Here is a 12,492-nt window from a genome sequence, read left to right on the forward strand (position 1 = left end):
GTTCACCTGTGTCCCACCGTGCTCGGGTCCCTCACGCCGCTGCCGCTTCTCGCCCGTACCGTACGTGCAAACAGGGCGGCAGCGCACCCTTCCGCCATCCAGACAGCATGGTGACAGCTCCGCGACCGGTCCGTGGCCGCTTCAGTCGTCCTCAATGCCCGAATTGATATGGTGTGAGAAGTAGGCGGAGACATGCGGTGGGATGCGTGGTGGGTGTGCACGGTGGGTGTGCACGGCGGCTCACTCCACCGGCGGCACGCCCTCCGTCGGGCGGCCGACCACACCCGGGCGCTGCTGCCAGGGGTGCGGGCCGGAGGCCGGGCGGTACTCGACGCCGAGGGCGTCGAGGCGGGCCAGGTGGGTCCGCATCCGCGCCTCGAAGCCGGCCCAGTCGCGCTCGGCCGGCTCCTGCGGCAGCCGCGACCAGGCAACCTCGGCGAAGGCGGCCAGCCTGGGGAAGGCGTGGTAGTCGACCGAGCGCACGTCGTCCATGAACTCGGTCCACAGGTTCGCCTGAGTGCCGATCACATGCGCCGCGGCCGCCGGATCGTCGCACAGCACCGGCGGCAGCGGCTCGAACCGGTAGACGTCCTCCAGGGTGCGTACCCAGCCGACCGGGATCGGCTCGTCCGCCCCGGGGCCCTCCCGGTGGTCCAGGTAGACGTGCTGCTCGGGGCACATCACCACATCGTGTCCGGCCCGCGCGGCGGCGACCCCGCCCGCGTACCCGCGCCAGGACGACACCGCCGCGCCGGAGGCCAGGCCGCCCTCCCGTCGCCCACCACCACCCTTGTTCGAATGCTCTTCGAGCATGCCCCCTTCCAGGATCTCGTCCCAGCCGATCAGCCGGCGTCCCCGGGCCGACAGCCAGCCGTCGAAGTGCCGCAGGAACCAGCTCTGCAGTTGGTCCTCGTCGGCCAGCCCCAGTTCCTTCATCCGGGCCTGGGCGGCCGGGCTGGCCCGCCACTGGTCCTTGTTGCACTCGTCGCCGCCGAGGTGCACGAAGGTGGACGGGAAGATCTCCAGGACCTCCTCCAGCACGTTCTCGTAGAACCGCAGGGTGCTCTCCTCGACGTTGAGCACATTGGGGTTGATGCCCCAGTCGGTCAGGGTCCCGAGACTGGCGGTGTCCACGACGTCGCTGTTGCCCAGCTCCGGGTAGGCGGCGATGGCGGCCTGGGAGTGTCCGGGGACGTCGATCTCGGGGACCACGGTGATCTGCCGCTGCGCGGCGTAGGCGACGATCTCGCGCAGGTCGTCCTGGGTGTAGAAGCCGCCGTGCGGCCGGTCGTCGCGCCGGTCGCCGTCGCGGAAGCCGACCATGGAGCGCTCGCGCCAGGAGCCGACCTCGGTCAGCCGGGGGTACCGCCGGATCTCGATCCGCCAGCCCTGATCGTCCGTCAGGTGCAGGTGCAGCACGTTGAGTTTGTGTGCGGCCAGCAGGTCCAGGTAGCGCAGCACGTCCGCCTTGGGCAGGAAGTGCCGGGAGACGTCCAGCAGCACCCCGCGCCAGCCGAAGCGCGGCCTGTCCCTGACCGTGCCGTACGGGACCGTCCAGCCCTCGCGCTTGAGCGGGGAGCGGCGGAAGGCCTCCGGGCCCAGCAGCTGGCGCAGCGTCTGCGCACCCCAGAACAGCCCCGCCTCGCCAGCGGCGGTGATGCGAACATGCCCACGGGCGACATGGAGCCGGTACTCCTCCGGCTCCATGCCCTCCACCAGCGTCAGCTCGATCCCGCCCGAGCCGGGCTGGGCCGCCGGGCGCAGCGGCAGCCCGGTGGCGGCCCCGAGCGTGGCCCGCAGCCACCACTCGACCGATTCCGTGCCCGGGCCGCCGCTGAGTACCGTGTCCGCGTCAAGGTGGAAGAAGCCCTCGCCGGGTGCGTGAACGTCGAGCGGGGCAGGTATGAGGTCCATAAGAACTCATCCTGCCCCGCTCTGCCCCCACTGGTACAGACCAGTGGGCCGCCGGCTACTTTCCCTTGCCGCCCTTGTCCTTGTCCCCGCCGCCGTCGAGGCCGTCGTAGATCTCCTTGCACATCGGGCAGACGGGGTACTTCTTCGGGTCGCGGCCCGGCACCCAGACCTTGCCGCAGAGCGCCACGACCGGCGATCCGGACAGCGCGCTGTCCATGACCTTGTCGCGCTTCACGTAGTGCGCGAAGCGCTCGTGGTCGCCGTCGCCGTGCGAGGTCTGGGGTACGGACTCGACGAGGGTGCCGAGGCCGCCGGCGCGCTCGGGCTCGGGTTCAAGAGTGCTCATAGCAGACCAGTCTAGAACCTCCGCTAGTTCATCGAAGGGTCGTCCGGGTAGGTCGCCACCATGGCCAGTTCTCCCCGCTGCCGCCGCAGCACCGAGCGCCACAGCCGCTCCGGGTCCGGGGCGGAGACATCGCCCGGCTCGGACTCCACCACGTACCAGGCGCCCTCCAGCAGCTCGTCCTCCAGCTGCCCGGGCGCCCAGCCCGCGTAGCCGGCGAAGACCCGCAGCGAGCCCAGCTCGGCCGCCAGCAGCTCCGGCGGCGCCTCCAGGTCCACCAGGCCGATCGCACCGTGCACCCGGCGCCAGCCCAGTACCTCCTCGGCAGCCTGCTCCCCCGGCACCACGGCCAGCGCCAGCGCGGAGTCCAGCGCCACCGGACCACCCTGGAACACCACCGCCGGCGCACCGGCCAGCTCGGCCCAGGCCTCCAGCACCGCCTCCACCTCCACCGGCGTGGGTCGGTTCAGCACCACGCCGAGGGTGCCCTCGGCGTCGTGGTCCAGGAGCAGCACCACCGCACGGTCGAAGTTGGGATCGGTCAGCGCGGGCGTTGCCACGAGCAGCCTGCCCGCGAGGGAGACGGCCTCGGTCATGGACCGATGGTCCCGCACAGTCCTCCGGACGGGCAACGCAGGCGCCGGTCACGCCCCCGGCCGGATGAGACCTTCGCCACAGTCGCTGACGGCCCACCAGGGATGTTGCCCTTTCCATACCAAGGCCTCAGGGGAACCGGGAACCACCGCCATGCCCATTACCATCTTCGGGGGTAACGGAACCATGTGCGCCGGTATCACCCCCTGCCCCACCACCCTCCCCAGGATCGCGAGAACATGACCGACGACGTCCTGCTTGTGCACGGCGGTGCTCCGCTCGAAGGCGAGATCCGTGTCCGCGGTGCGAAGAACCTCGTACCCAAGGCCATGGTGGCCGCCCTGCTCGGCCATGAGCCCAGCCGGCTGCGCAACGTCCCGGACATCCGCGACGTCAAGGTGGTCCGCGGCCTGCTGCAGCTGCACGGGGTGACCGTGCGCACCGGCGACGAGGTCGGCGAGCTGGTGCTCGACCCGTCGCACGTGGAGAGCGCCAATGTCGCCGACATCGACGCGCACGCCGGCAGCTCGCGGATCCCGATCCTGTTCTGCGGCCCGCTGCTGCACCGTCTCGGCCACGCGTTCATCCCCGGCCTCGGCGGCTGCGACATCGGCGGCCGCCCGGTCGACTTCCACTTCGACGTGCTGCGCCAGTTCGGCGCGGTCATCGAGAAGCACCCGCAGGGCACCGTGCTCACCGCCCCGCAGCGGCTGCGCGGCTGCAAGATCGAGCTGCCCTACCCCTCGGTCGGCACCACCGAGCAGGTGCTGCTCACCGCGGTGCTCGCGGAGGGCGTGACCGAGCTGCGCAACGCCGCCATCGAGCCGGAGATCGTCGACCTCATCTGCGTGCTGCAGAAGATGGGCGCCATCATCTCCATGGGCACCGACCGCACCATCCTGGTCACCGGCGTCGACCGGCTCGGCGGCTACACCCACCGCGCCCTGCCGGATCGCCTTGAGGCCGCCTCCTGGGCCTGCGCGGCGCTGGCCACCGCCGGCAACATCTACGTCAGGGGCGCGCGCCAGCTGGAGATGATGACCTTCCTCAACACCTTCCGGAAGGTCGGCGGGGCGTTCGAGGTCGACGACGAGGGCATCCGCTTCTGGCACCCGGGCGGCGAGCTCAACGCCATCGCCCTGGAGACCGACGTCCACCCCGGGTTCCAGACCGACTGGCAGCAGCCGCTGGTGGTCGCGCTGACCCAGGCCGACGGCCTGTCCATCGTGCACGAGACGGTGTACGAGTCGCGACTCGGCTTCACCTCGGCGCTGAACCAGATGGGCGCCCACATCCAGCTCTACCGCGAGTGCCTCGGCGGCACCCCCTGCCGCTTCGGGCAGCGCAACTTCCTGCACTCCGCGGTGGTCTCCGGGCCGTCCAAGCTGCAGGGCGGCGAACTGGTCATCCCCGACCTGCGCGGCGGCTTCTCCTACCTGATCGCGGCGCTGGCCGCCCAGGGCACCTCCCGGGTGCACGGCATCGACCTGATCAACCGGGGCTACGAGAACTTCATGGACAAGCTCCGGGCCCTCGGCGCCCACGTGGAGCTCCCCGGCGAGGGCGGCACCGCCGAGTAGTCCGGGTCCGAATAATTCGTTTGCCGCCCTCGGTCGCCCGCTGGAAGACTCCAGTGGGTGACTGAGGCGACTGCGGCGGACCGTCGGACCACGCACCATCAGGCCGGGCACCACGAGGCCGGGCACCATGAGACCTGGGTGCGGGCGGCGGCATGGAACAACGCGCAGTGGTGTGCGGCCATGCTGCGGGCACACCGCTCCCCCACCGGCGGCACCTTCACCGACAGCCTGTGGCACGGCGAGACCGCGCCACCACCGCTCTACCCGGACACCGTGACCCTCTCCCCGGGCGCGACAGCGGCTGCCGCGCTGGCCGGGATTGACGCCGCGTCAACAAGTCCCTCGGTCAAGGACTCCTACGCCGCACTGGACCTCACCGGGCAGGGCTTCAGCCGGCTCTTCGACGCCCAGTGGCTGCTGCGCGACCCGGACGCCCCGGTCGCCCCGCCCCGTACCGCGACCTGGTTCGCCGTCAGGGACGAGGCGGAGCTGGCCGCCTGGGCGTCCGCCTGGGACAGCGGGCAGGGCCTCGCCGACCTCTTCCGGCCCCGGCTGCTCGCCGAGCCCGACGTCGCGGTGCTGGCCGGCTGGTCGGACGGCCGCATCGTCGCCGGGGCGGTCGCCAACCGCAGCAGCGCGGTGGCGGAGGTGGTCGGGATCTCCAACCTCTTCGCCGTGGACGGCCCGCCCGACGACGCCTGGCGCGGCGCGCTGACCGCGATGGCGCGGCTGTGGCCGGGGCGGCCGGTGGTCGGCTACGAGCACGGCGACGAGCTGACCACGGCGCTCGCCCAGGGCTTCACCCCGGTGGGCCCGCTCACGGTCTGGATCCGCTGGTAGCCACTGCGAACGCCGGTGGCCGGATACGGCGGCGGCGACCCGGTCCGAGGAGGACCGGGTCGCCGCCACTGCTGCCGGAGGGACTTACTTGCCCTTGGCGGCTTCCTTGAGCTTGGAGCCCGCGGAGACCTTGACGCTGTAGCCGGCGGCGATCTGGATCGGGTCGCCGGTCTGCGGGTTGCGCGCCGTACGGGCGGCACGGTGGGTGCGCTCGAAGGTCAGGAAGCCGGGGATGGTGACCTTCTCGTCACCCTTGGCGACGACGTCGCCGACGACCTCGGCGAGCGCGGCCAGGACGGCGTCGGCGTCCTTGCGGGTCACCTCGGCACGCTCGGAAAGAGCGGCCACCAGCTCACTGCGGTTCATGTGTACTCCATTGTGGTCTGTCGCGTTGCGATCCTCGGCTGCCCCGGAGGACCGCCGCCTCGGCTGTCGCGCCACCTTCTGGGGGTGGCGGGCCGACAGGCGATGGGGGTTGTGTCCAGCTCCCCAGGCTGCGCAAATCTCTTGCCTTGGGACGAATCCTGCCCCCACCACTGCCGGGAAAGCGAATCCGGCTCCTGCGAGAGTCACACGAACAGCGGCGTGCACTGGACACGATGACGTTTCGTCTACTCTCGCCGGACACTCTAGGCGGACGGTCCTCGATCGAGCGGACACGACGCGCCGGTGCAGGGATACCGTACGCCCTGGTGCGAGATGCCCCCAAACGGCCTGTTTGGTCAGGACGGAATGACCGGGATTGCTCCGGTTTCGCCGACCGCGGTCGCGGAGGCACCGGCGGTGCCCGCCGCCTGCGCCGCCTCGCGGACCGCGGCCGCGACGGTCTTGGCCACGTCGGGGTGGAACACGCTGGGGATGATGTAGTTCGCGTTGAGCTCCTCACGGCTGACCGTGGCCGCCAGCGCCCGCGCGGCGGCGATCATCATCTCACTGTTCACGGTCCGGCTCTGCGCGTCCAGCAGGCCGCGGAACACGCCCGGGAACACCAGCACGTTGTTGATCTGGTTGGGGAAGTCGCTGCGGCCGGTGGCCACCACCGCGGCCGTGTGCCGGGCCACCGAGGGGTCCACCTCCGGGTCCGGGTTGGCCAGCGCGAAGACGATCGCGTCGTCCGCCATCGCCGCGATGTCGTCGCCGTCCAGTACGTTCGGCGCGGAGACCCCGATGAACACGTCCGCGCCGCGCACGGCCTCCTTGAGGCTGCCGGTGCGCTCGCTGCGGTTGGTGTTCTCGGCGATCCAGCGCAGCGAGTCGTTGAGGTCGTCCCGGCCCCCGTGGACCACGCCGTGCACGTCGGCGACGGTGGCGTGGCGCACACCGGCGTCCAGCAGCAGCTTGAGGATGGCCGTACCGGCCGCGCCCGCCCCGGACATGACGACCCGTACCTCGCCGATCTCCTTGCCGACCACCTGCAGCGCGTTGGTCAGCGCGGCGAGCACCACGATCGCGGTGCCGTGCTGGTCGTCGTGGAAGACCGGGATGTCCAGCGCCTCACGCAGCCGGGCCTCGATCTCGAAGCAGCGCGGCGCGGAGATGTCCTCCAGGTTGATGCCCGCGAAGCCGGGCGCGATGGCCTTGACGATGGCCACGATCTCGTCGCTGTCCTGGGTGTCCAGGCAGATCGGCCAGGCATCGATACCGGCGAAGCGCTTGAACAGCGCCGCCTTGCCCTCCATCACCGGCAGCGCGGCCATCGGGCCGATGTTCCCCAGGCCGAGGACGGCGGAGCCGTCGGTGACCACGGCGACGCTGTTGCGCTTGATGGTGAGGCGGCGAGCGTCCTCGGGGTTCTCGGCGATCGCCATGCAGACCCGCGCCACGCCCGGGGTGTAGATCATGCTGAGGTCGTCGCGGTTGCGGATCGGCAGCTTGGAGGACATCTCGATCTTGCCGCCGAGGTGCATCAGGAAGGTGCGGTCGGAGACCTTGCCGATGGCGATGCCGTCGATGGTGCGCAGCTTGTCGACGATCTCCTCGGCGTGTCCGACCGAGGCGGCGGCGATGGTCACGTCGATACGCAGGGCCTCGTGACCTGACGCGGTCACATCCAGGCCGGTCACGGTCCCACCACAGGACTCCACAAGGGTGGTGATCTGGCTCACCGCGTTGCCGCGGGCCGGGACCTCCATCCGCACCGTGATCGAGTTCGACACACTCGGCACCGTCGCCATTCGACGTTCCTTCTCTCGTACGCGCGCTCATCAAGCTGGTGCTCTGATCGTCGCACCTACCGGTCCGTAACTGGAAATGTTGTTCCACGGAGCGGAGCGGACCCAGGTTTCTTCCGCGAAGGGAATGCGTTCCCGGGGGGCTTTGTTAGTCTGGGTGTGCGACACCGGCTCGATCCAAGCCCCCGGGCCCAACCTTAGTCGCCTAGAGCGACCACTTGCCGCGAGGCGAGCATGGCGGGTCGGTGTCGCACTGACCGTCAGCAACGGCGCCCCAACCACCGGTTGGGGCGCCGTTTGTTTGCTTTTGGGGGCGCGAGGAACTGCGCTGCCAACCATGCACCTTCGTAGGGGGTTGGCAGCGCAGTTCCCCGCGCCCCCAGGTAGTAAGTGGTTACTCGTCTGCCAACAGTGCGGGCACGCCGTCCTGGTCGGGGAGGTCCAGCGGGCCCGAGAGCACCGTGAGCCGCTGGGTGGCCCGGGTCAGCGCCACGTAGAGCACCCGCAGCCCCGCCTCGGACTCGCCGGCGATCCCGGACGGGTCGGCGACGACCGTGGCGTCGTACTCCAGGCCCTTGGCCTCCAGGCTGCCCAGCGCGACCGCGCGCTCCCCCAGCCCCGCGATCCAGCCGGTCGCCTCGGCCCGCCGGTCCATCGGCACCACGATGCCGACCGTGCCGTCGACGTCGGCCAGCAGCCGCGCCACCTCGGCGCGTGCGGCCGGACCCACCGCGTCCTCGGTCGCCACCGAGACGAACCTCGGGTGGACGCCGGTGGAGCGCACCGCGCGCGGCGACTCCGTCCCCGGCGCGGCCTGTGCCAGCACCCGCGCGGCGACCTCGGCGATCTCGGCCGGGTTCCGGTAGTTGGTGGTGAGGGTGTAGCGCCGCCGGGGCTTGCCGGCCAGGGTCTCGTCCATGGCGGCCTGGGCCTCGGCCGGGTCGATCCAGGAGCTCTGCGCCGGGTCGCCGACGATGGTCCAGGTCGCCTGGCGGGAACGGCGGCCGATCATGCGCCACTGCATCGGCGTGAGGTCCTGCGCCTCGTCCACGATGACGTGGGCGTACTCGGTACGCTCGGCCACCTCCCGGCGCGGGTCGTGGCTGCGCCGGCTGCGGTCGGCGAAGGTGGTGATCTCGTCCAGGCCGGTCAGCAGCTCGGTCGGGTCGACCTCGCGGACCCGGGGCCGGGCCGGCTCGCCGAGCAGCAGCTGCAGCTCGTCCAGCAGCGCGACGTCGTGGGCGGTCAGCGCGCCCCGGCCGTCCGCGTCCAGGTGCTGCCAGGAGGCCGCCAGCAGCCGGGTCTCCTGCTGGCTCAGCGAGCCCCGGGCGAGGCGGGCCAGCCGGCGCTGGTCGCGCAGGGTGGCCAGGGCCCGGCGCGGGGTCAGCGCGGGCCACCAGGCGTCCAGGAAGGTGATGAAGCGGTCGTCGTCGGCGACGTGCTCGTCGAAGCTCTCCCGCTCGCGCTGCTGCTGCTCACGGTCGGTGCGCTCGCCGGATCGAGGCCGGGTGCGCAGCAGCAGCGACCAGAGCGCGTCCAGCAGCAGCCGCCGGGCCCGGGGGCGGAGCAGGTTGATCGGAGTACCGCCGTTGCCGAGCACGGTACGGCGCAGCGTGCTCAGCGCGCCCGCGTCCATCCGCAGAACCTCGCCCAGCGCGCTGACCCGCAGCTCGGCGGGCGCGCCCGGGGTCTCCAGCGCGGTCCGGGCGGCCCGGCGCATCAGCGCGACCATCCGCGAGGAGCCCTTGATCCGGGCCACCGCCGGGCTGTCGTAGCTGTCCGCCTCGATGCCGTCGACCAGGCTGCCGACGGCCCGGATCGCGACCTGGCCCTCCTCGCCCAGGGCCGGCAGCACGCCCTCGGTGTAGGAGACCAGCAGCGGGGTGGGGCTGACCACCAGGATCCCGCCCGCGTAGCGGCGCCGGTCCTGGTAGAGCAGGAAGGCGGCGCGGTGCAGCGCCACCGCGGTCTTGCCGGTGCCCGGACCGCCGGTGACCAGGGTCGCCCCGGCGGCCTGGGCCCGGATCACGGTGTCCTGCTCCTGCTGGATGCTGGAGACGATGTCGCGCATGGTGTGGCCGCGGGCCCGGCCCAGCGTCGCCATCAGCGCCCCGTCGCCCACGATGGCCAGCGGCTCCCCGTCCAGCACCGGCTCCAGGTCGGGGCGCAGCAGGTCGTCCTCCACGCCCAGCACCCGGCGCCCCCGGGACCGGATCACCCGGCGCCGGACCACGCGGCCCGGCTGCAGTGGGGTGGCCCGGTAGAAGGGCGCGGCGGCCGGCGCCCGCCAGTCGATGACCAGCGGCCCGTACTCGGTGTCCAGCACGCCCAGCCGGCCGATGTGCAGGGTCTCGGCGACGGCCGGGTCGTCCGGGTCCAGCGGGGTCTGCGAGGGGAAGCCGTCCTCCTCCGGGCCGTCCGGCTGCTGCAGGTCGATCCGGCCGAAGAGGAAGTCCTCGAACTCGTTGGTGAGCCGCTGCAGGTGCCGTCCGGCCCGGTAGACCTGCGCGTCGCGCTCGGCCAGGGCGCCGGGGGTGCCGACGAAGCCCTTGCGCGAGGCGTCGCTGAGAATGAACTCGGCCTCGGCGAGCTTCTCCTCCAGTCGGCTGTAGACCCGGTCGAGGTGCCGCTGTTCGACGGCGACCTCCCGGTCCCGGAGAGTGTCGGCAGCGAGTTCGCTGGACGCGGTCAAGGGGCCCCCTGGGTACGTGGTGTCCGGTGCATCCCCTGGTGAAGGGGGACGGACGATCCTACGTCATCCACCCGTACCCGCGTGTCCCCGTTCGGTCACCGTCCGCACCGGAAGTGGCCGGGCGGTGGCGTGGAACGCCAGCAGCGCGTCCGCCTCGGCGTCGACCTGCTGCTGTTCGGACCGGCTCAACGGGGTGAACGGGGTCACCGTGAGGTCCGGGCCGCCCTTGCCACGGGTGAGCTTCCAGGAGCCGCGGACCCGGCCGTCGACCAGGAACGCCGCCAGGTATCTGTTCTGCTTTCCCAGGCCGATCTGGTCCTCGGCGCTGATGATCCGGCTGCGGTCGTCCAGGCCGAACACCACGTTGTCGTACTCGGGCAGGAAGCGCACCGGCGCGGGCGTGTCCTCCGCCGGGCGCGGCGCGTCCGGCAGGTCGAACAGCTCGCGGCCGGAGACCGCGTCCGCGAGGACCCGCAGCCGCGGCCGCAGCCGCTCGAACACCTCGGCCAGCCGGGTCAGCCCGGACCAGGCCTGCGCGTCGCGAACGCTCGCCGGCCCGAACCCGGCCAGATAGCGCAGCACCATGGCGTCCGCCGACGGCGCGGGGTCCAGCGGGCGGCCGAGCCAGTGCTCGACCGTGGTCGACGTGGCCTGCCTGCTCTGCCCCCACAGCCCGCGCGGCGGCACCTGCACCAGCGGCAGACCGTCCCGGACCGCCCAGGCCAGCGTGCTCGGGTCGTAGCCGGGATAGACCTCCAGCAGCGCCGCCCCCAGCTCGGCGTTGCTCATCGGGGCCCACTCCAGCAGCGCGGCCGCCCTGGCCCTGAACTCGGCCGGGTCGATCCCGGCCAGCGCCCGGCGGTAGACGCTGTGCCCGTACGGGCCCCGGTCGTTGACGACCTGGCAGAGCGGGCGGAAGCTCAGCGCGTCCGCGGCGCTGAGCAGGTGGATGGTGCCGCGCATCGCCGAGATCCGGACCAGTTCACGGTCCGTCAGCAGCTGCGAGACCCGCTGCGGGTCGAACTCCGCCAGCCGGCTCCACAGGCCGACGTAGGGGGCGTTGGGGACCTGCGCCTGCATGCCGCCCAGATGCTCCACGGTCTCCAGCACGTCGCGGTGCTCCCGTGCCAGCAGCAGCTGCCGGGCGAGCAGGGCACGGTTGAGGGCGGCGCCGGTGATCTTCTCCATACCCGTCACAGTAGGAGCGAACGCGGACAGGAACGGTCCGCGATTGCTGCCAGACTGGCTCCATGTTGGACACCTCGGCGCGGCTGCTGCGCCTGCTGTCACTGCTGCAGACCCATCGCGACTGGACCGGCCCGGAGCTCGCCGAGCGCCTGGACATCACCACCCGGACCGTGCGCCGGGACATGGAGCGGCTGCGCGAGCTCGGCTACCCGGTGCACGCCACCCCGGGCGTGGCCGGCGGCTACCGGCTCGGCGCGGGAGCGGCGCTGCCGCCGCTGCTGCTGGACGACGACGAGGCGGTGGCGGTGGCGATCGGCCTGCGCACCTCGGTGGGCGGTGGCGTGGCCGGCATCGAGGAGACCTCGCTGCGTGCGCTGGCCAAGCTGGAACAGGTGCTGCCCTCGCGGCTGCGGCACCGGGTGAGCGCCCTGCAGAGCGCCACGCTGACGGTCGCCCACCAGGGCCCGACGGTGGAGCCGGACGTGCTGGCCGCCATCGCCGGAGCCTGCCGGGACCGGATGCGGATGCGCTTCGAGTACCTCAGCCACGGCGGCGAGCCGTCCCGGCGGCAGGTCGAGCCGCTGCGGCTGGTCTGGGTCGGCCGCCGCTGGTACCTGCTCGGCTGGGACGTCCAGCGCGACGACTGGCGCACCTTCCGCGCCGACCGGATCACCGCGCCGCAGCCGACCGGACCGCGCTTCCCGGTCCGCGAGTTCCCGGGCGATCCGGCCGAGCACGTGTTGCGCGGTATCACCCAGTCGCCCTACCGGTTCTCCGCGAAGGTCATCCTGCACGCGCCCGCCGAGGAGATCGCCGACCGGATCCCGGTCGGTTCCGGCGCCCTGCTGGAACCGCTGGACGACTCCCGCTGCATCATGCACACCGCCGGGGACTCCCTGGACGGCATCGCGATCTGGATCGCCGTCCTCGGCTACGAGTTCGAGATCGTCGAACCCGTCCAACTCGCCGAACACGCCCACCGCGTAGCCGCCCGCCTCCACGCAGCCGCCACCCCTCTCGCCCCACCACCGGCCGACCTGTGACACCGGCCGGCCGGACCGGTCTGCAATCAACTGCAAGGCAGCGGCCACTGACGTTGTCCCACTCCTACGGTCGATGACGCAGGGTCAGTGCGGCTACGGGAGGCGCGTCATGGCGATCACCCTCACG

10 protein-coding genes are annotated in these 12,492 nt (G+C 72.0%); 3 read left to right on the top strand and 7 right to left on the bottom strand.

The features are described from left to right. Positions 1–240: 240 nt before the first annotated feature. Genes ABH925_RS27355 through ABH925_RS27365 form a run of 3 tightly spaced genes read right to left on the bottom strand, consistent with a single transcriptional unit; the run spans position 241 to position 2,853 of the window. Positions 241–1,914 carry a beta-N-acetylhexosaminidase gene (locus ABH925_RS27355; RefSeq protein ID WP_370151843.1) on the bottom strand — a complete coding sequence of 558 codons (1,674 nt, stop codon included), beginning with the start codon at positions 1,912–1,914 and terminating at the stop codon, positions 241–243. A 55-nt stretch (positions 1,915–1,969) separates the two neighbouring features. Beyond that, positions 1,970–2,260 carry a DUF3039 domain-containing protein gene (locus tag ABH925_RS27360; RefSeq protein ID WP_370151845.1) on the bottom strand — a complete coding sequence of 97 codons (291 nt, stop codon included), beginning with the start codon at positions 2,258–2,260 and terminating at the stop codon, positions 1,970–1,972. Between the two features lie 23 nt (positions 2,261–2,283). Further along, positions 2,284–2,853, bottom strand: a complete 570-nt coding sequence (locus tag ABH925_RS27365) for a YqgE/AlgH family protein (protein ID WP_370151847.1) — start codon at positions 2,851–2,853, stop codon at positions 2,284–2,286. Positions 2,854–3,090: 237 nt separating this feature from the next. Between ABH925_RS27365 and murA the strand changes: the two genes are divergently transcribed. Beyond that, positions 3,091–4,431 (top strand): UDP-N-acetylglucosamine 1-carboxyvinyltransferase, encoded by a 1,341-nt coding sequence (gene murA / locus ABH925_RS27370; RefSeq protein ID WP_370151849.1) that lies wholly within the window; start codon positions 3,091–3,093, stop codon positions 4,429–4,431. 57 nt (positions 4,432–4,488) lie between these two features. Further along, entirely contained in the window at positions 4,489–5,271 is a 783-nt protein-coding gene (locus tag ABH925_RS27375) for a hypothetical protein (protein WP_370151850.1), read from the top strand. 84 nt (positions 5,272–5,355) lie between these two features. Here the strand turns inward: ABH925_RS27375 and ABH925_RS27380 are convergent, their stop codons facing one another. From ABH925_RS27380 to ABH925_RS27395, 4 genes are all read right to left on the bottom strand, one after another. Next, positions 5,356–5,637, bottom strand: a complete 282-nt coding sequence (locus ABH925_RS27380; protein WP_030260605.1) for an HU family DNA-binding protein — start codon at positions 5,635–5,637, stop codon at positions 5,356–5,358. Between the two features lie 356 nt (positions 5,638–5,993). Continuing rightward, positions 5,994–7,445 carry an NAD-dependent malic enzyme gene (locus ABH925_RS27385; protein ID WP_370151852.1) on the bottom strand — a complete coding sequence of 484 codons (1,452 nt, stop codon included), beginning with the start codon at positions 7,443–7,445 and terminating at the stop codon, positions 5,994–5,996. 391 nt (positions 7,446–7,836) lie between these two features. Continuing rightward, the gene (locus tag ABH925_RS27390; protein ID WP_370151854.1) at positions 7,837–10,134 is read right to left on the bottom strand and encodes a UvrD-helicase domain-containing protein; all 2,298 of its coding nucleotides are present in this window, start codon (positions 10,132–10,134) and stop codon (positions 7,837–7,839) included. Positions 10,135–10,197: 63 nt separating this feature from the next. Continuing rightward, on the bottom strand, positions 10,198–11,322 hold the full coding sequence (locus tag ABH925_RS27395; RefSeq protein ID WP_370151855.1) for a winged helix DNA-binding domain-containing protein: 1,125 nt from the start codon (positions 11,320–11,322) through the stop codon (positions 10,198–10,200). A gap of 62 nt (positions 11,323–11,384) precedes the next feature. Between ABH925_RS27395 and ABH925_RS27400 the strand changes: the two genes are divergently transcribed. After that, positions 11,385–12,365 carry a helix-turn-helix transcriptional regulator gene (locus tag ABH925_RS27400; protein WP_370151857.1) on the top strand — a complete coding sequence of 327 codons (981 nt, stop codon included), beginning with the start codon at positions 11,385–11,387 and terminating at the stop codon, positions 12,363–12,365. The last annotated feature ends 127 nt before the right edge of the window (positions 12,366–12,492 follow it).

The organism is Streptacidiphilus sp. EB129 (assembly GCF_041262645.1).
Taxonomy (GTDB): domain Bacteria; phylum Actinomycetota; class Actinomycetes; order Streptomycetales; family Streptomycetaceae; genus Streptacidiphilus.